We start from the raw sequence: 18,878 nt of genomic DNA, 5'->3' as shown, positions 1-18,878 counted from the left end.
GCAGGCCGGGCGAACCCGACCTCGTCAGACCGGTATCACTTACCGGCAAGCTTACAGACTCTTATCAGGACGATTTACGCACACGCAAATACCATTCACACAGCAGGCGAACCTGTTTGCGGGTATAGCCTTTTTCCATCATGCGATCGACAAAGTCATCATGTTTTTTCTGCTCATCGGTGGAGGTCTTGGTATTAAACGAAATCACCGGCAGCAGCTCTTCCGTGTTCGAGAACATTTTCTTCTCGATCACGGTGCGTAATTTCTCGTAACTGGTCCAGTTCGGGTTGCGACCGTTATTGTGTGCCCTGGCGCGCAGCACGAAATTGACGATCTCGTTACGGAAATCTTTCGGGTTACTGATGCCAGCGGGCTTCTCGATTTTCTCCAGTTCCGCGTTGAGCGATTCACGATCAAACAGCTGTCCGGTATCCGGATCGCGATACTCCTGATCCTGAATCCAGAAGTCGGCATAGGTCACATAGCGGTCAAAGATGTTCTGACCATATTCAGAGTAAGATTCCAGATAGGCGGTCTGAATCTCTTTGCCGATAAATTCAGCATATTTGGGGATCAGATAGCCTTTGAGGTGCTCAAGGTATTTCTCGGCCTGATCCTGTGGGAACTGTTCGCGCTCAATCTGCTGCTCCAGCACGTAGAACAGATGCACCGGGTTGGCCGCCACTTCGGCGTGGTCAAAGTTAAACACCCGCGACAGAATCTTAAAGGCAAAGCGGGTTGAAAGGCCGTTCATCCCCTCATCCACACCGGCGTAATCATGATACTCCTGCCATGACTTCGCCTTAGGGTCGGTATCTTTCAGGCTTTCACCATCGTAGACCCGCATTTTGGAATAGATGCTGGAGTTATCCGGATCTTTGAGTCGTGACAGGATAGAGAAGCGTGCCAGGGTTTCCAGCGTACCCGGTGCGCAGGGCGAGGTCGCCAGCTCACTGTGATCAAGTAACTTGTCGTAGATTTTGATCTCTTCAGAGACCCGCAGGCAGTAGGGCACCTTGACGATATAGACACGGTCAAGGAACGCCTCATTATTCTTGTTATTACGGAACGTCACCCACTCTGATTCGTTGGAGTGCGCCAGAATAATGCCGTTAAACGGCAGCGCCGAAATCCCCTCGGTGCCGTTGTAGTTCCCTTCCTGCGTCGCCGTCAGTAAGGGGTGCAGCACCTTGATAGGCGCTTTGAACATCTCAACGAATTCCATGATCCCCTGGTTGGCACGGCAAAGTGCGCCGGAGTAACCGTAGGCATCAGGATCGTTTTGCGCGTGGTTTTCCAGTTTACGGATATCCACTTTACCGACCAGCGCGGAGATATCCTGGTTGTTCTCATCACCCGGTTCAGTTTTGGCAATCGCCAGCTGTTCCAGGATTGACGGCCAGACTTTCACCACTTTGAAACGCGAGATATCGCCGCCAAAGTCGTGCAGTCGCTTAGCGGCCCACGGCGACATGATCGTGCCGAGATAACGGCGCGGCACGCCATACTCTTTTTCGAGAATATGCGCATCTTCCTGCGGGTTAAACAGGCAGAGAGGGTGGTCATTAACCGGGCTGCGTTCCCCGTCGGCGCTCAGTACATAGATAGGTACCCGCTGCATCAGCGACTTAAGCCGTTCCGCCAGTGAGGATTTACCGCCACCTACCGGCCCCAGTAAATAGAGGATCTGTTTCTTCTCTTCCAGTCCCTGAGCGGCATGTTTCAGGTAGGAGACGATCTGTTCAATCGCTTCCTCCATGCCGTAAAACTCCTCGAACGCCGGATAGCGTCCCATCACACGGTTGGAGAATATTCTGGAAAGGCGTGGCTCCTGAGCAGTATCGACCATTACCGGCTCTCCGATAGCCATTAACAGTCGCTCTGCAGCGTTGGCGTATGCACTGCGATCCTGCTTACAGATAGCAAGAAATTCCTGCAGTGTGAACTCTTCGTCCTTGGCAGCTTCATAACGCTGACGATAGTGATCGAATATATTCATAGCGATGCCCGTCCTTTCGTTTTTAGCACAGGTAAGGAGCGTAATTAGAGGCTTATAGCAGCTCCCGGAAGATATTCTCTGTTGAGTACAGCAACCCTTATGCCAACCTGATCTTTCTTATCGGGATACACAACTTTTGTGGTTACTCTGCTCGTACAAAATGTCTGCTGTTACTTCTAACTGTAGATGGCTTCTAGGAAATTTCCTCCACGGGTTTGGGTTAATGAGGGGAAGATCAACTGTACAGCGGGTCTGTTGTGAGATGCGTTCATATGGGTGATGCTTTAACTTAACGTGTTTTTAACCTTTAATGCCACTTTCATCGATCAGTCACTTAAAGGATTTCGATATAAGTTAATCCAGCCGTGAAAAAACGTTAGACTTCCTGTTTGATTGTTATATTTATGGAATGAATAAATTGTGAACCAATTCAAATTTAAGACGCTTGTTGCACTTCTGCCCTGTTATTTACTGGCCACGCACGTGAATGCCGCACCGCTTTCCATTGGCGCATCGGTCATCTATGCCGAATCACCTTATCGCGGCGGCCAGGAGCGGTATATCCCCGTTCCGGTTATCAATTATGAGGGTGAAGACTTCTGGTTCCGCAGCCTGCAGGGCGGCTACTACCTGTGGAAAGATCCCCAGAACCAGCTGTCACTGACGCTGCTGGGGTCACCGCAGGAGTACAAACCCAGCGACAACGACCTGGGCGACATGAAAGGGCTGGATAAACGCCGCATGACGCTGATGGGTGGTGCAACCTATCGTCACACCGCTGACTGGGGGATTGTCCGTACCTCATTGCTGGGGGATGTGCTCAATAACAGCAACGGGATGATCTGGGACCTGACGTACCTCTATCGCTTCCAGATGGGTGACTTCAGCCTGACGCCGGGCATCGGGGCCACGTGGAACAGCGCCAATCAAAACCGTTATTACTATGGGGTTTCCGGGCATGAAAGCGCCCGTACCGGCATCAGCCGTTACAACCCGGATGACAGCTGGTCACCTTATGTGGAACTGAGCGCCAGCTATCAGATTGCGCCGCAGTGGAATGCCAGCGTTATGGGACGTTACGTCCGCTTCGACAGCGAAATCAAAGACAGCCCGATGATTGATAAAAGCGGGCAGGCGTTAATCTGGACGGGTGTCAGCTATACCTTCTGATAACGCACCAAAAGAGGGCATTTAATGCCCTCTGTTCTTTTACAGGGCCTCAGAATGGGGCGGGAGAGCAGAATGCGTAACACGATTAACTTTGCCGGTTTTAGCGATCTGCCTGTGATCGGTCAGGGCACCTGGTATATGGGTGAAAACCCGGCGCAGCGGGCTGATGAAGTCGCTGCATTGCAGGCGGGTCTTGAGTGCGGATTACAGCTTATTGATACCGCCGAAATGTATGCAGATGGCGGAGCTGAAGAGGTGGTCGGACAGGCACTGCTGGGCCGTCGCGACCGGGCGCTGCTGGTCTCCAAAGTTTATCCGTGGAATGCGGGCGAAGTGGATGCCATTGCAGCCTGTGAGCGCAGCCTGCGCCGTCTGCAAACCGATTATCTCGATCTCTACCTGTTGCACTGGCGCGGCAATATTCCGCTGGAAGAGACACTGCGCGCCATGGAACGCCTGCAGCAGCAGGGCAAAATTCGTCACTGGGGCGTATCGAATTTTGACACCGATGATATGGCCGAACTGTGGGATGAAGAGAAGGGCGAGGCCTGCGCGACCAATCAGGTGCTCTATCATCTGGCTTCACGCGGCATTGAATTTGATCTGCTGCCGGCATGTCAGCAGCGTGGCGTACCGGTCATGGCCTACTGTCCGCTGGCCCAGGCCGGACGGCTACGTGACTCACTCTTTACCGATCCTCAGCTGACTCAGATTGCACAGCAGAAGGGCATCAGCGTGGCGCAATTACTGCTGGCCTGGGTGATTCGTCAGCCAGGGGTGATTGCCATTCCTAAAGCCAGTTCCGTGGCCCACGTTCAGGAAAATGCGGCGGCGCTGGAGGTGGAACTGACCGATGAGGATTTGCAGCTCATCGATCGCGCCTGGCCAGCGCCACAGCATAAATTGCCGCTGGATATTGTTTAGCCGTTAACGTTGTCGCTGGCTGCGGCTTTCTTTTTGAGGCGGAACGTCGTGGCCAGTCGTGCCGGTTTCTCTCCCGCGCTGCGTAACGGTTTGCTGATACGCGCCGTCTCCACACAGACCATGGTCTTATAGCCCTCATTCGCCATATCCGTCATGCTGCAGGAGAGTTCCACACCCGGATTCCACGTGACAACGTCACTATGATGATGGTGGTACACCTCGATCTGCCGCTCACCCGCGGTATCATTAATCACTGAGCAATCTTCTGCTGCGGTAAAGATACGGTCGATGCGTCCAGGATAACGCTGTTTGCCGTCGCTGCTGGCCACCTCGCCGTTGTTGACTTTGTCGATATAGCTATTGCCCAGACCCGAGACTTCCACACCGTTGATGTCGCTGACGGTAAAGTAGCTGTGCAGAGCCGCCGTCGCTTCAAAGTCACCATAGGCTTCCAGCTCAATCTCACAATGCTGGCCCAGCCGGAAGCGGGCAATCAGGGTGAATTCATGCGGCCAGAGCTTCAGCGTCTGAGGGTTGCTCTCCAGCACCAGCGTCAGCATGACGCCCTCTTCATTTTCATCATGCGCCGTGAGCTTCCACGGCTGAACCCGCGCAAAGCCGTGTGCCGGTTCGCCCGCCGGGCCGAACCACGGCCAGCAGATCGGAACGCCGCCACGAATCGCCTTACCCGGTGCAAAGAGACTCTTATCACTCAGCCAGAGTACCGGCTTTTCGCCGCTGGGTTGCCAGGCGATGAGGTGCGCGCCCTGAAGCGTAATGGCTGCCCGCACTTTAGGGTGACTCACAACAATGGCGGGGAGTTCACCTATCTGGCGCTGGGTGAGGTAAGGGGAGATCTGCGTGACCACCGGCAGAGAAAACAGTTTATCTTGCATGTTCGATTCCTTCCTGAGCGGATCAAAAAAAGGGCGACCGAAGTCGCCCTTATTCTCAATGATGTCTGGCTGCCTTATTTAGCAGAAACCAGTGCAATCAGGTCGAGAACTTTGTTTGAGTAGCCAGTTTCGTTGTCGTACCAGGAAACCAGTTTCACAAAGTTGTCGTTCAGCGCGATACCGGCTTTAGCGTCAAACACTGAAGTCAGGATTTCGCCGTTGAAGTCGGTAGAAACCACGTCATCTTCAACGTAGCCCAGAACGTCTTTCATCTCACCTTCTGCAGCCGCTTTAATTGCAGCACAGATTTCTTTGTAAGAAGCCGCTTTTTCCAGACGCACGGTCAGGTCAACAACGGAAACGTTAGGGGTTGGTACGCGGAATGCCATACCGGTCAGTTTGCCGTTCAGCTCTGGCAGAACTTTACCAACGGCTTTAGCTGCGCCAGTTGATGAAGGAATGATGTTCTGCGATGCGCCGCGGCCGCCGCGCCAATCTTTATGAGACGGGCCATCAACGGTTTTCTGGGTAGCAGTGGTGGCGTGAACGGTCGTCATCAGACCTTCAACGATGCCAAACTTGTCGTTGATCACTTTTGCCAGCGGTGCCAGGCAGTTAGTGGTACAGGATGCGTTAGACACGATATCCTGGCCATCATATTTGTCGAAGTTTGCACCACGAACAAACATTGGGGTGTCATCTTTAGATGGACCGGTCAGAACGACTTTCTTAGCACCTGCGGTGATGTGTTTACGCGCGGTTTCGTCGGTCAGGAAGATACCGGTTGCTTCAGCAACAACGTCAACGCCCACTTCATCCCACTTCAGGTTGGCCGGATCACGTTCAGCGGTAACACGGATTTTTTTACCGTTAACCACCAGTGCGCCATCCTGAACTTCTACGGTACCGTCGAAACGACCGTGAGTAGAGTCATACTTCAACATGTACGCCATGTAATCCGCGTCCAGCAGGTCGTTGATAGCAACGATTTCGATGTCAGAACGCTTTTGAGCAGCACGGAAAACGATGCGACCGATACGGCCGAAACCGTTGATACCTACTTTGATAGTCATATATTCCACCAGCTATTGGTTAGTGAATAAAAGGTTGCCTGTAAAATTACAAAAACCTTACCAGGCGTCAAGCGGAATCGTGTCAATTGTTGCGACAAATCAATTCGCCTGAGAGGAATTATTCGATGCGCAACCGCTTGCGCGCCGCCAATGATATCGCGCTTCGTTGAATCAATCGCCGAATATATAGGGATGCTCCGGATAAAAGGTGATCGATGTCACAAATCCGCTTAGCAGAGAGCAGGCTGAAAGGGTGAGCACAAAAAAAGACCCGGGTTATGTTGATCATTTGTTAGAATAATAGTCGAATTTTTCAGAATGGCACTGCCCGGAATCCTAAAATGGCTAAAGACACCGCACCCGAAGCAAAAATTGCACAGTTGACCGAAATGCAACGCTACGTCACTCAGCAACGCGGAACGGAACCGCCTTACAGCGGCGCACTGCTGCACAACAAGCAGGAAGGGATCTACCACTGTCTGATCTGTGAGGCGCCACTTTTTCTCTCTGAGACGAAGTATGACTCTGGCTGTGGCTGGCCCAGTTTCTACCAGCCGGTCAGTGATGATGCGATTCGCTATATTGAAGATGATTCACACGGCATGCAGCGTATTGAGATCCGCTGTGGCAGCTGCGATGCGCACCTGGGACATGTCTTCCCTGACGGCCCGCAGCCGACCGGCGAACGCTATTGTGTTAACTCCGCCTCGCTGAATTTCACCGACGAGCAGGGCGAACAGACCAAAGGGTAATGGCGATGAAGGAACAGCTTGAAGCAATGCTTGCATCGATGACGCCTGAAGTCTATCAGCGTCTTGCCACGGCGGTTGAGATTGGCAAATGGCCGGATGGCGTGGCACTGACCCAGGAGCAGCGCGACAATTGCCTGCAGCTGGTCATGATGTGGCAGGCGCGGCACAACGACGCGCCGCAGCACATGACCATTGGCAAAGGTGGCGAAATGGTGATGAAGTCGAAAAAAGAGCTCAAAGAAGAGTTTGGAATTGACCCTGACGTGACCCGCATCCATCTGCATTAAAAAAAAGCTGGCGTCATGCCAGCTCCATTTTAAATCAGAATCGCGCCCTGAGCGGTCATCTGGGCAAAGGCAATTTCGCTGTCCTCGGGATTCAGATTGACGCCCCGGCAGCCCTCTTTAACCACCTCAACGTGATAACCCAGCTCCAGCGCATCCAGCACGCTATATTTTACGCAGTAATCCGTCGCCAGTCCCAGCATCACCAGATGGGTGATCCCACGCTCACGCAGCCAGCTGTCCAGCTCGGTCTTACGGCGATGGCCATTGTCAAAAAAGGCGCTATAGCTGTCGACATCCTGATCCTGGCCCTTATGGAACGTCGCATCGAACAGTGAGCGATCGAGACCCGGATGAAAATCAGCGCCAGTTGAGCCCTGAATGCCGTGATCGGGCCACCAGATCTGGGCCAGACCATTTAACTCGCCCAGCGTGTAGACCGGCTCGCCGGAAACCGAGGCAAAGCTGCCGTGATTCGCCGGATGCCAGTCCTGCAGTGCCAGTACGCATTCACCGTTTTCACGGAACAGTCGCGCATAACGATTTGCCACCTCGACCGTATGGTCGCCCTCATGGACTGCCATCGGGCCGCCGGGGCAAAAATCGTTCTGAATATCAATAATGATGAGTGCCCGCTTCATTACATATCGCTCCGTTTCAGTCTTCAGTCAGTTCGCCGCGCAAATTCTGCTGCATTCTGGCTCGGATTTGATCGGCCGAAAGATCCTGGCTGAGTAAAAAGTGTAGCTTTGTCAGCGCCGCTTCCACGGTGAGGTCAAATCCGCTGATGACACCAGCATGTTCCAGCGCATTGCCGGTAGCGTATCCGCCCATATTCACTTTGCCGGAAATACACTGGGTGAGATTTACCACCACGATGCCACGCTCGCTGGCCTGCTGCAATTCTGCCAGAAATTCCTTGTTCTGCGGTGCATTACCCACACCATAGGAGCGCAGGATCAATGCTTTGACTGGCTGACGCAGAAAGTTACGCACAACGTCGGCTGAAATGCCGGGATAGATGGTGACCACGCCAATGGGCTGAGGCGTAATGGTGTGAACCTTCAGTTCGCCCTGACCGGCTGGGGCTTGCGGTGTATTGAGGCGACGAATATGAATGCCCGCTTCCAGCAGCGCAGAGAGGTTGGGCGAAGCAAAGGCGTTGAAGCCGTCTGCATGTGCCTTGGTGGTCCGGTTACCGCGATAGAGCGTGTTATTGAAAAACAGCGACACTTCGCTGATCGGATAGTTGGCCGCCACATAGAGCGAATTTAAGAGATTCTGCTGACCATCTGAACGTAATTCCGCTAACGGAATCTGCGAGCCCGTGACGATAACCGGCTTGGCCAGATTTTCCAGCATAAAGGAGAGTGCTGAGGCGGTAAATGCCATGGTGTCGGTGCCATGCAGGATCACAAAACCATCATAGCGATCGTAGTTCTGACGGATATCTTCTGCGATAGACTGCCAGTCCTGCGGGGTCATGTCGGAAGAGTCGATCAGCGGCTGATACTCATGAATAGTGAAATCAGGCATCTCAGGGCGGTGGAACTCCGGCATGTTAGCCAGCTGTTGCTGCAGGTGTCCGGAGACGGGAATATAACCCTGCGCCGAACGCTGCATACCGATCGTCCCGCCAGTGTAGGCTACGTAGATGTTTTTCTTTTGCATTAGAGAACTCAGACTCGCCATAAAACGCGCAGTATAAGGGGAATAGCGGGGAAAAGCAGCCCGACCAGCGGCCGGGCTGCGAGGTTTATCGCACTTCGCCGCAGTTCAGGCAGAATGCATAACGGTTCTGAGGATCGTTCTGCTTGTCGAACAGACCAGGCTGGGCTTTCATAGCACTCATCACATCCAGCATCGGTGCTGGTAGCCAGGCTTTCAGCGTATCAGGCAGGACAGCCTGCACCGACGCGTTCATCTGGCTCAGCATCATATCCAGGAAGCTTGGGTCATCCTGATACCAGCTCAGCTGCGGATTACTGACTTTCGCCAGCTCGCCCGCCTTCTTCACGGCATCATCGAAGTCACCCAGTGCATCAACCAGACCATTGGCTTTCGCATCGCTGCCGGTCCAGACGTGGCCCTGTGCAATGGCATCAATCTGCTCTGGCGTTTTATGACGTGACTTCGCCACCAGACCGACAAAGTTGCGGTAGCCATTTTCGATGGTCAGCTGCATCAGCTGCTGAACTTCTGTTGGCAGCGCTTTGGTGGTTGAGATATCCGCCAGCGGTGAGGTCGCAACACCGTCGGTGTGCACGCCAATACTGTCCAGGCTGTTCTCCAGCGTATTGATCACGCCGAAGATGCCAATCGAGCCAGTCAGCGTGCTGGGGTTCGCCACAATGTAGCTGGCAGGCGTTGAGATCCAGTAACCGCCGGACGCCGCCATGCCTCCCATCGAGACCACAATCGGCTTACCGGCCGCCTGCGCTGCCGCCAGCTCTTCACGAATCGCTTCCGAGGCGGTGACGCTGCCACCCGGGCTGTTCACCCGCAGAATAATCGCTTTGATTTTCGGATCGAGACGCGCATCGCGGATCTGCGCCGCCGTCGTGTCGCCACCGACGTTGCCCGGCGTCTCTTCACCATCCATGATGGCACCGCTAGCCATGACTACCGCGATGTTGCCATCCTGCTGCGTGGAGGTGGTTTTCACGCTGTAGTCATAGATGCTGACGCTACGGTAATCGTTGCTCTGCTTATCCAGACCAAAGGTTTTTACCAGCTCCTGATCGGCTGCCGCACGTGAACCCAGGGCATCGACCAGCTTGTTATCCAGCGCATATTGCGCGGTATCGCCTTTCACGGCGTTTAATCCGGCAATAATCGCAGCAGCACCGGGGAAGAGTTGCTCCGGCGTAATCTGGCGGTTCGCTGCCACGGTGTTCAGGTAGTTCTGCCACAGCTGACCGACCCAGCGGCTGTCTGCATCCCGTGCGGCAGGGGACATGTCGTCACGCAGGAACGGCTCAACCGCTGATTTGTAAGTCCCGACACGGAAGACGTGTGAGGTGACTTTCAGCTTCTCCAGCAAGGTTTTGTAATAGAGTCCGTTGGTGGCGAAACCATGCAGATCTACGGTGCCCTGTGGCGACAGATAGATTTTGGTGGCGTAGCTGGCAAGGTAATACTGCGCCTGGCTGTAGCTGTCGCCGAGTGCATAAATCGGCTTGCCGCTGTCGCGGAATTCGCGCAGCGCTTTACCCACATATTGCAGTGAAGGCTGATCGCCACCGGCAAATTCGCGTAAATCGAGCACCATGCCTTTAATGTTGCTGTCATCTTTTGCCTGACGAATAGCGTCGACCACATCAAACAGCGAATTTTCCTGTAAACGGTCACTGCTGGCACCCAGCAGCTGGCGGCCAATTTTGCTCAGACGGTTGCTTACCGACGGTTTATCCACCAGCACGCCGCTGAGATCCACTTTCAGTGCGCCTTGCTGAATCGGCGCTGAACTGCCGCCCGACCCGCTGACCTGCAGCCAGATCCCTACACCCACCACAATCAACAAAATCAGGAAAATATTCAGAATAAATTCCCTGATAAAATTCAGTACCCGCCAGCTCCAGCGGAACAGACCTGCAATTATTCGCCACAATGTGCGCATCAGACTCTCCATAAATATGTAGCAGGAAGTGGCCGCCGCGCGGACCAGACTTCCCCGACGAGCTCATCCTAAAGAGCGGCGTGTTAAAAGTCAGCAGGAAATCACTGCGCACTGTTACAAAAAATCTGCCTGTGCCAGGATAACTGCAACATTACAGAGATCGGGAGAGAAACATGGACGCACTGGAGTTACTGGTCAACCGACGTTCGGCCTCACGCCTGACTGAGCCGGCACCTGCGGGTGACGCACTGGAAAATATCCTGCGGGCTGGTATGCGCGCCCCGGATCACGGCACGCTGCAACCCTGGCGCTTTATCATTGTGGAAAATGAGGGTCGCGACCGGCTGAGCCAGCTGCTGGAGCAGGCAGCACGCGATAAACAGCTGGATGAAAAAGCGATTAACAAAGCGAGCCAGTCACCGTTTCGCGCACCGATGATCATTACGGTGGTGGCACATTGTGAAGCGCACCACAAAGTGCCGCGCTGGGAGCAGATCGCCTCGGCAAGCTGTGCAGTGATGGCCATGCAGATGGCGGCCGTCGCTCAGGGTTACAACGGTATCTGGCGCAGTGGTCCCTGGACCGATGACGAGCAGGTACGCCAGGGGTTTGGCTGCCGCGAACAGGATGCCATCGTCGGCTTTCTCTATCTGGGCACCCCGCAACTGAAATCCAGCACTACGGTGCTCCCACCTGACACGGCGCCTTTCGTCCGTTACTTCTGACTACAATGCTTGTCCGGTTCCGGCAGGGTGCATTTCAGCCCTGCTTTTTGCACGGTTCCTGTGCGAACGATCGCTAACGCCGCGCATCACACTTACGCCAGCGGGCCTGCCAGGCTAACATAGCCCCAGTATTCAAACCGACAGCGGACAACCGGTTATCACTGCGTTCCCCCTGATGTTAAGGATTACCTGATTCAATGCGTTTGTTTATTGCGGAAAAACCGAGCCTGGGGCGTGCTATCGCAGATGTGCTGCCGAAACCGCATCGACGCGGTGATGGATTCATTGCCTGCGGCAACGATCAGATCGTCACCTGGTGTGTAGGCCATCTTCTGGAGCAGGCGCAACCCGACAGTTATGACAGCCGTTATGCGCGCTGGTCGCTGGCGGATTTACCCATCATTCCGGAAAAATGGCAGCTAAAACCGCGTCCCTCGGTCGCTAAGCAGCTGAAAGTGGTTGAAGGCTTGCTGGCGCAGGCGAATGAAGTGGTGCATGCCGGTGACCCGGATCGGGAAGGGCAGTTGCTGGTGGATGAGGTGCTCGACTACCTGAACCTGCCGGCTGAAAAACGCAGCAAGGTGCAGCGCTGTCTGATTAACGATCTCAATCCTCAGGCGGTGGACCGGGCAGTAAACCGCCTGCGTGAAAATCGCGAGTTTATTCCGTTGTGCGTCTCGGCGCTGGCCCGCGCCCGGGCGGACTGGCTCTATGGCATTAACATGACCCGCGCCTGGACGCTGCTGGGACGCAATGCAGGCTATGATGGCGTACTGTCGGTGGGCCGGGTGCAGACGCCGGTGCTTGGGCTGGTGGTCCGGCGCGATGAAGAGATCGAGAACTTCGTGCCGAAAGATTACTTCGAAGTGAAAGCGCACATCCTCACGCCTGACGGTACCCGATTTATCGCCAGCTGGATCCCCAGTGAGGCCTGTGAACCGTGGCAGGATGAAGAGGGCCGCCTGCTCAAACGCGCGCTGGCCGAGCATGTGGTGGCGCGTATCACGGGCCAGCCGGCGATCGTCACCGCTTACAGCGACAAACGCGAAAATGAGGTGGCGCCGCTGCCCTTTTCCTTATCCAGCCTGCAGATTGAGGCCGCTAAACGTTATGGGCTGAGTGCGCAGACGGTGCTGGATACCTGCCAGCGGCTTTACGAAACCCACAAACTGATTACCTATCCCCGTTCGGACAGCCGCTATCTGCCTGAAGAGCATTTTGCCGGTCGTCATGCGGTGTTAAAGGCGATACAGGCGCATCAGTCACAGCTGACCCCACCGGCAGATTTCGATGCCGATCGCAGAAATCGCTGCTGGGATGATAAAAAAGTGGATGCCCACCACGCCATTATTCCAACGGCCCGTGCCAGCGCGGTGAAACTCAGTGAAAACGAGCAGCATATCTATGAACTGGTGGCGCGCCAGTATCTGATGCAGTTCTGCCCGGATGCGGTATTCCGCAAATGTGTCATCGATCTCGATATTGCCGGCGGAAAATTCGTGGCGAAAGCGCGCTTCCTGGCGGAAGCGGGGTGGCGTGCGCTGCTGGGCAACAAAGAGCGTGATGAAGAGAACGACGGCATGCCGTTGCCGGTGGTAGCGAAAGGGGATGAGCTGCTGTGTGAGCACGGAGAGGTGCTGGCGAAGCAAACCCAGCCGCCACGCCCGTTTACCGATGCCACCATTCTTTCTGCAATGACCGGCATTGCCCGTTTCGTTCAGGATAAAGAATTAAAGAAAGTACTGCGTGCGACCGATGGTTTAGGAACGGAAGCCACACGCGCCGGCATTATCGAATTACTGTTTCGTCGTGGCTTCCTGGTGAAGAAGGGCCGCTATATCAATTCTACAGATGCCGGACGCGCCCTGATCCACTCCCTGCCCGATCTGGCAGCACGCCCGGATATGACGGCGCAGTGGGAATCGACACTGACGCGTATCAGCGAAAAGGCCTGCCGCTATGATGAATTCATGCAGCCGCTGGTGCAGACCTTAACCGGTCTGATCCAGCAGGCGCGACAGCAGCCTGCGGCGCATGCATTTCGGGGATTACCGTCCACCGGACAGAAACGTCCGGTGCGCAAAACCAGGCGTAAAGTGAAGGAGACGGAATGAGGCGTTATTCAGTATTACTGGTCGTGGCCCTGTCGCTGGCGACCAGCGTGGCGCAGGCCAACAGTCGTTATCAGTCGATGCCACAGCAGGGCAGCAACGGTGGCAACACCGATGTCGTGGTGGATATGCCACCCGAGGCATGGACACAGGCAGAGAGACGTCAGCCAGACTGTCTCCGCTGCTGTATCTTTGAGAACCGTAACTACACAGAAGGCGCGGTGGTGAAATCAGAGGGGGTGTTGCTGCAATGTGCCCGTGATGAACACTCCATCGGCACCAATAACCTGATCTGGAAAATAGTGAAATAGCCGTCGCGTGGCGCTCTGCCACGCGACCGTCAGTTAAAAGCGGAAGGTTGACCAGATGGGTGCGTGGTCAGACGGTTTTTCCATGCCCCGGATCTCATAATCAATGCCGGTCTCAACGCAGTGCGACGCCAGGGTTTTGCTCGCCAGCACCAGATCGATGCGTAACCCGCGATTATCATCAAACCCTTTCGAACGGTAATCGAACCAGGAGAAGCGATCCGCAACCTCCGGATTGTGCTCACGCCAGGTATCAACCAGTCCCCAGCCCAGCAGGCGGTCCATCCACTCGCGTTCTTCCGGCAGGAAGGAGCATTTGCCGGTGCGCAGCCAGCGCTTGCGGCTCTCCTCACCAATACCAATATCCCGATCGGTGCTGCTGATATTCATGTCGCCCATAATCAGAACCGGCTTATCAGCAGGCAGATCCTCGGTCAGCAGACGTTGCAGATCGCGATAGAATTTCTCTTTAGCCGGAAACTTGGTGGGATGGTCGCGGCTTTCGCCCTGCGGAAAATAGCCGTTAATTACCGTGATGTCGCCAATCGGGCTGGGAAGCTCCGCGATGATCAGGCGGCGCTGGGATTCTTCGTCATCACCCGGGAAACCCCGGCTTACTGACACTGGCTCAGCTTTGGTTAACAGGGCAACACCGTAGTGACCTTTCTGTCCATGATAGAAGACGTGATAGCCGAGCTTTGACACCTCTTCCAGCGGGAACATGTCGTCATGGACCTTGGTTTCCTGCAGACCGATAACATCGGGCTGATGCTGTTCGACAAGTGCCTGAAGCTGATGCGGGCGGGCACGCAACCCATTGATGTTAAATGAAACAAATTTCATGAGATCGACCGTTGTTCAGAAATGTCAGGCGGAGATGGTAGCGATTTTTGCTGAAAAAGTCATGGCGGAACAGGCTGAGATTGTGTGAAAGCGGGCAGGAGTGTGGGGGCGAACAGGAAGCTTAGGTATTATTTTGGGGATGATGTGCAACATACGAGATGGTGGTGGGAGAAGGATTATTCGGCGCGTTGCGCCTCACCCTGCGGGCCGCGCTGAAGCGCGTTGTCTCGCGATGCTCGACCCGAACCTTAATCGAAGGTTCTCATCCCTCTCCCCGCAGAACAGGAAGCTTAGGTATTATTTTGGGGATGATGTGCAACATGCGAGATGGTGGTGGGAGAAGGATTCGAACCTTCGAAGTCTGTGACGGCAGATTTACAGTCTGCTCCCTTTGGCCGCTCGGGAATCCCACCTGGGATAGTGATGTGGCTTAAGATGATTCAGATTCAGATGGTGGTGGGAGAAGGATTCGAACCTTCGAAGTCTGTGACGGCAGATTTACAGTCTGCTCCCTTTGGCCGCTCGGGAATCCCACCATGGCCTGAATCTTTCTCTCTTAAAGCGGGGCGCATCATACCAAATGCGATAAGGGTGTAAAGCGCCCACTGGCAAAACCGCAACTGTTTGCCCACTTTTTACGCGTAGCGCTGAATCTGCAGACAATTCAGCGCACTGGCTGATTAAAGAATAATCGTGCGGTTGCCGTAAACAAACACGCGTTGCCCCAGCACTTTATACAGTGCGTTGCTCAGGACATTCTTTTCTACGTCGCGACCGGCGCGCATCATCTCATCGGCGGTGTAGCTGTGATCAACGTTTATCACATCCTGCATGATGATTGGGCCTTCATCGAGATTGTCGTTCACATAGTGCGCGGTGGCACCGATGATCTTCACGCCACGTTCATAAGCCTGATGATAGGGACGGGCACCGATAAAGGCGGGCAGGAAGGAGTGGTGAATATTGATAATCTGGTTCGGATAACGCTGCACAAAAGCAGGCGTCAGGACGCGCATATATTTTGCCAGCACCACGTAATCGGGCTGATAGCGGTCAATCTCTTCCACCATGCGGTTATCGTGCTCTTCCCGCGTCAGTCCCTCATGGCTCACCAGCACAAAGGGAATGTCAAAACGCTCAACCAGCGAACGCAGGGTGTCGTGGTTACCCACTACCGCCGCAATTTCCATATCCAGGCCGCCAAACGCGCTCTTCATTAACAGATCGCCCAGGCAATGCGCCTCTTTAGTGACCAGAATCACCACGCGGCGACGACCGGCGCTGTGCAGTTCCCGGACTGAACCCTGGGGCAGGGCGCTGTCGAGGTCGGCGAGCAGGGTGTTGTCGTTGAAGATCCCTTCCAGTTCGGTACGCATGAAAAAACGCCCGGTGCGATGATCAACAAACTCATTGTTCTGCACGATATTAAGTTCGTGCTTGTAACAAATATTGGTGATTTTGGCGATCAGACCTTTTGCATCGGGACAAATGGTTCGTAAAACTTTTCTTTGCATGGTTTGCGCTTGCATCTCAATCAGAGTCCTGTCAAAGCATTAGGGGTAAAACCGCTGGGGTAGCCGTCAGCTTAACCACAACATTTTTTGTATTTTTTTTCACTGCCGCACGGGCAGCGATCGTTACGCCCCACGGGCGGTGCTGTACCGTCAACATAGTACCAGCGTTGATCCTCGCGAAGAAAGCGTGAACATTCATGAATGGCCTGAATGTTGGTTTTCTCGCGGTATCGCGCAAAAAAGGTAACGAAAGCTTCGTTCTCATGGCTTCCATGATTACAACGGGTTACATTCAGACTGAGCCAGTCGGTTCCTGGAAAACTTTCAGATAAAAGCCCTGACAGCGCCGGATCACGCTTCTCAGGATGCCAGGTCGCAACCAGATAGTCCGCATTATGCTGCACATAAGCGCAATAACGGGATCGCATAAGTTGTTCAGCTGTAACAGGAATCTGGTTACCCTGAAGAAAGGGCTCGCAACATACGCTATACTGCTCTCCGCTACAACATGGGCAGGTTTCTGACACATTATCTCCCGGGAATGATGGGTCGGTTTTACAAGCGCGCTATGTTAGCTGACCCCGTGTTGTGATGCTACGTATTGACGGCAGGACCAGACAGAAATGAGAAAGGTAAAAATTGGATTGGCTCTGGGTTCTGGAGCGGCCAAAGGATGGGCGCACATCGGCGTGATCAACGCGCTTGAGCGTGCAGGTATTGAGATCGACGTCGTTGCGGGCTGCTCTGTTGGGGCATTAGTCGGATCTGCCTATGTGAATAACCGCCTGCCGCTGATGGAAAAATGGGTCAGTGCATTTCGCTACTGGGATGTTATTCGCCTGATGGATGTCTCCTGGCAGCGTGGCGGACTGCTGCGCGGTGAGCGGGTCTTTAGCCATGTTCGTCAGCTGATCCCCAATGACACGATAGAGCACTGTCATAAACCCTTTGGCGTGGTGGCGACCAACCTCAGTACCGGTCGTGAACTCTGGCTGACAGAGGGCGATCTGCATCAGGCAGTACGCGCTTCATGCAGTATGCCAGGTTTATTACCGCCGGTGGGCTACAATGGGTATTGGCTGGTGGATGGTGCCGTGGTCAACCCGGTGCCGATTTCACTTACCCGTGCCCTGGGGGCAGACATTGTTATCGCCGTTGACTTACAGCATGACGCGCATTTAATGCAGCAGGATCTCTTTTCCGTGACACCACAGAATAGCGAAGAAGAAGCCGCCGCAGCGGCATTGAGTTGGGGTGGGAAGCTGCGTCAGCGTCTGGTGAATTTCAGCCAGCGCCGTGCGTCTCAGTCACCTGGCGCGATGGAGATTATGTCCACCTCTATCCAGGTGCTGGAAAATCGCCTGAAGCGGAATCGCATGGCAGGCGATCCGCCCGATGTTTTGATTCAGCCGGTCTGTCCGCAAATTTCGACGCTGGACTTTCATCGTGCTGAGGAAGCCATTGAAGCAGGCAAGGCCGCCGTAGAGAAGAAAATGGATGAACTATTACCACTGGTCCGTGGCAGATAATCAGGTTGTTCATTCAAAGCGGTGACTTCAGCCAATTCTTAAAGGCGCAACTGCGTTTTATGAACCACTATTGAAATATCTGGTACGCAGGGGGAAAGAATGGAAAAACCACTACTCGGCAAAAAGATACTCATTGTCGAAGATGAGGCTGTTTTCCGTTCGTTGCTGGACCAATTTTTGTTATCGATGGGTGCTGTGACGTTACAAGCGGAAGATGGTCTGGAAGCAATTGCACAACTACAACAGCATACTGTCGACCTGATTATCTGCGATCTGGAAATGCCCCGCATGAGCGGCATCCAGTTCGTTGAGCACATTCGTACCCGCGGCAACATCGTGCCGATTTTAATCATCTCAGCTACCGAGAACATGTCGGATATTGCGCATGTATTGCGTCTTGGGGTGCAGGATGTGCTGCTTAAACCACTTAAAAACTTTGAGCGCTTCCGTGAAGCGGTCTATGAGTGTCTCTATCCCTCTATGTTCACTTCGAAAGTGGAAGAGGATGAACAACTGTTCCAGGACTGGGATGCGCTGGTTCGTGATCCTAAAGCGGCTGCCAAGCTGCTCAAGCAACTCCAGCCACCAGTGCAACAGACTATTGCCAACTGCCGGGTTAACTATCGTCAGCTGACGATGGCCGAGCAGCCTGGGCTGGTGCTTGATATCGCGGCGCTCTCCGATAAAGATCTGGCGTTCTACTGTCTGGACGTGACCCGTGCCGGTGATAATGGCGTGCTGGCAGCGTTGCTGCTGCGGGCGCTGTTCAATGGCCTGCTGCAGGAGCAACTGACCGGGCAGAAACAGCGTCTGCCCGAGCTCAATGGGCTGCTCAGACAGGTCAATCTGTTACTGCGCCAGGCGAACCTGAGCGGCCAGTTCCCGTTACTGGTTGGGTACTATCATCGCGGATTAAAGAACTTAATTCTGGTTTCGGCCGGATTGAACGCCACACTTCATGTTCATGCCCATCAGATTCAGCTCAGCAATGGTGTCCCCCTTGGCACTATGGGCAGCACCCATCTTAACCAGATCAGTCAGCGCGCAGAAAACTGGCAATGCCACGTCTGGGGCGCGGGCGGGCGCATTCGGCTGATGCTATCGACGGAAGAATAAGCCGTAAAAACAGAG

Annotated in this window: 18 protein-coding genes, 2 tRNA genes and 1 other RNA gene; 9 read left to right on the top strand and 12 right to left on the bottom strand. The window is 54.2% G+C overall.

What is annotated here, in order from left to right; all coding sequences use genetic code 11:
- Positions 1-64: 64 nt before the first annotated feature.
- Positions 65-1,999: a protein kinase YeaG gene (gene yeaG, locus AC6I8B_RS11015; RefSeq protein ID WP_033757869.1), complete on the bottom strand. Its 1,935-nt coding sequence runs from the start codon at positions 1,997-1,999 to the stop codon at positions 65-67.
- 420 nt (positions 2,000-2,419) lie between these two features.
- Between yeaG and AC6I8B_RS11010 the strand changes: the two genes are divergently transcribed.
- On the top strand, positions 2,420-3,169 hold the full coding sequence (locus AC6I8B_RS11010; protein ID WP_332837841.1) for a MipA/OmpV family protein: 750 nt from the start codon (positions 2,420-2,422) through the stop codon (positions 3,167-3,169).
- A gap of 72 nt (positions 3,170-3,241) precedes the next feature.
- A complete protein-coding gene (locus AC6I8B_RS11005; protein ID WP_031592765.1) occupies positions 3,242-4,093 on the top strand; it encodes an aldo/keto reductase in 852 nt (283 codons plus the stop codon).
- On the opposite strand, the gene AC6I8B_RS11000 is transcribed toward AC6I8B_RS11005, so the two are convergent.
- Entirely contained in the window at positions 4,090-4,989 is a 900-nt protein-coding gene (locus tag AC6I8B_RS11000; RefSeq protein ID WP_062757780.1) for a D-hexose-6-phosphate mutarotase, read from the bottom strand. The two genes, AC6I8B_RS11005 and AC6I8B_RS11000, sit on opposite strands and share 4 nt — an antisense overlap.
- A 74-nt stretch (positions 4,990-5,063) precedes the next feature.
- Complete coding sequence (gene gapA, locus AC6I8B_RS10995) at positions 5,064-6,062, bottom strand: glyceraldehyde-3-phosphate dehydrogenase (protein ID WP_003852747.1); 999 nt, start codon at positions 6,060-6,062, stop codon at positions 5,064-5,066.
- 341 nt (positions 6,063-6,403) lie between these two features.
- Between gapA and msrB the strand changes: the two genes are divergently transcribed.
- Both msrB and AC6I8B_RS10985 read left to right on the top strand, forming a co-directional pair.
- Positions 6,404-6,814 carry a peptide-methionine (R)-S-oxide reductase MsrB gene (gene msrB, locus AC6I8B_RS10990; protein WP_010670269.1) on the top strand — a complete coding sequence of 137 codons (411 nt, stop codon included), beginning with the start codon at positions 6,404-6,406 and terminating at the stop codon, positions 6,812-6,814.
- Between the two features lie 5 nt (positions 6,815-6,819).
- On the top strand, positions 6,820-7,101 hold the full coding sequence (locus AC6I8B_RS10985) for a YeaC family protein (RefSeq protein WP_003852750.1): 282 nt from the start codon (positions 6,820-6,822) through the stop codon (positions 7,099-7,101).
- Positions 7,102-7,130: 29 nt separating this feature from the next.
- Here AC6I8B_RS10985 and pncA read toward each other — a convergent pair whose 3' ends face one another.
- The 3 genes from pncA to sppA all read right to left on the bottom strand — a co-directional run bounded on the left by pncA (position 7,131) and on the right by sppA (position 10,717).
- A complete protein-coding gene (pncA, locus tag AC6I8B_RS10980) occupies positions 7,131-7,739 on the bottom strand; it encodes a bifunctional nicotinamidase/pyrazinamidase (RefSeq protein ID WP_010670268.1) in 609 nt (202 codons plus the stop codon).
- A 16-nt stretch (positions 7,740-7,755) separates the two neighbouring features.
- Positions 7,756-8,769: an asparaginase gene (ansA, locus tag AC6I8B_RS10975; RefSeq protein WP_157352331.1), complete on the bottom strand. Its 1,014-nt coding sequence runs from the start codon at positions 8,767-8,769 to the stop codon at positions 7,756-7,758.
- Between the two features lie 85 nt (positions 8,770-8,854).
- Positions 8,855-10,717, bottom strand: a complete 1,863-nt coding sequence (gene sppA, locus AC6I8B_RS10970) for a signal peptide peptidase SppA (protein WP_010260631.1) — start codon at positions 10,715-10,717, stop codon at positions 8,855-8,857.
- A gap of 173 nt (positions 10,718-10,890) precedes the next feature.
- Here sppA and AC6I8B_RS10965 point away from each other — a divergent pair, with 173 nt between their 5' ends.
- The 3 genes from AC6I8B_RS10965 (at position 10,891) to AC6I8B_RS10955 (ending at position 13,864) form a co-directional block, all read left to right on the top strand.
- Positions 10,891-11,442 carry an NAD(P)H nitroreductase gene (locus AC6I8B_RS10965; RefSeq protein ID WP_010260634.1) on the top strand — a complete coding sequence of 184 codons (552 nt, stop codon included), beginning with the start codon at positions 10,891-10,893 and terminating at the stop codon, positions 11,440-11,442.
- A gap of 197 nt (positions 11,443-11,639) precedes the next feature.
- Complete coding sequence (locus AC6I8B_RS10960; protein ID WP_157352328.1) at positions 11,640-13,556, top strand: DNA topoisomerase III; 1,917 nt, start codon at positions 11,640-11,642, stop codon at positions 13,554-13,556.
- A complete protein-coding gene (locus AC6I8B_RS10955) occupies positions 13,553-13,864 on the top strand; it encodes a DUF1496 domain-containing protein (RefSeq protein WP_033757861.1) in 312 nt (103 codons plus the stop codon). Before AC6I8B_RS10960 ends, AC6I8B_RS10955 begins: the two co-directional genes overlap by 4 nt.
- A gap of 33 nt (positions 13,865-13,897) precedes the next feature.
- Here the strand turns inward: AC6I8B_RS10955 and xthA are convergent, their stop codons facing one another.
- The 6 genes from xthA to AC6I8B_RS10925 form a co-directional block, all read right to left on the bottom strand.
- Positions 13,898-14,704, bottom strand: coding sequence for an exodeoxyribonuclease III (gene xthA / locus AC6I8B_RS10950; RefSeq protein ID WP_010260640.1), 807 nt, complete (start codon positions 14,702-14,704; stop codon positions 13,898-13,900).
- A 159-nt stretch (positions 14,705-14,863) separates the two neighbouring features.
- Positions 14,864-14,991, bottom strand: a non-coding RNA gene (locus tag AC6I8B_RS10945) — RtT sRNA.
- A 41-nt stretch (positions 14,992-15,032) separates the two neighbouring features.
- Positions 15,033-15,117 (bottom strand) — tRNA-Tyr (locus AC6I8B_RS10940).
- Positions 15,118-15,155: 38 nt separating this feature from the next.
- Positions 15,156-15,240: transfer RNA gene (locus AC6I8B_RS10935), tRNA-Tyr, on the bottom strand.
- 144 nt (positions 15,241-15,384) lie between these two features.
- Positions 15,385-16,233 carry a formyltetrahydrofolate deformylase gene (purU, locus tag AC6I8B_RS10930; RefSeq protein ID WP_003852258.1) on the bottom strand — a complete coding sequence of 283 codons (849 nt, stop codon included), beginning with the start codon at positions 16,231-16,233 and terminating at the stop codon, positions 15,385-15,387.
- 56 nt (positions 16,234-16,289) lie between these two features.
- Positions 16,290-16,745 carry a YchJ family protein gene (locus AC6I8B_RS10925; RefSeq protein WP_033771935.1) on the bottom strand — a complete coding sequence of 152 codons (456 nt, stop codon included), beginning with the start codon at positions 16,743-16,745 and terminating at the stop codon, positions 16,290-16,292.
- Positions 16,746-16,841: 96 nt separating this feature from the next.
- On the opposite strand from AC6I8B_RS10925, the gene rssA reads away from it, so the two are divergent.
- Both rssA and rssB read left to right on the top strand, forming a co-directional pair.
- Positions 16,842-17,747 carry a patatin-like phospholipase RssA gene (gene rssA, locus AC6I8B_RS10920; RefSeq protein ID WP_010244341.1) on the top strand — a complete coding sequence of 302 codons (906 nt, stop codon included), beginning with the start codon at positions 16,842-16,844 and terminating at the stop codon, positions 17,745-17,747.
- Positions 17,748-17,846: 99 nt separating this feature from the next.
- Positions 17,847-18,863 carry a two-component system response regulator RssB gene (gene rssB, locus AC6I8B_RS10915; RefSeq protein ID WP_010244345.1) on the top strand — a complete coding sequence of 339 codons (1,017 nt, stop codon included), beginning with the start codon at positions 17,847-17,849 and terminating at the stop codon, positions 18,861-18,863.
- The last annotated feature ends 15 nt before the right edge of the window (positions 18,864-18,878 follow it).

The sequence above is a fragment of the Pantoea sp. X-Soil-ISGK-285 genome (genome assembly GCF_059730815.1).
This window is presented reverse-complemented; position numbering and strand designations above follow the sequence as displayed.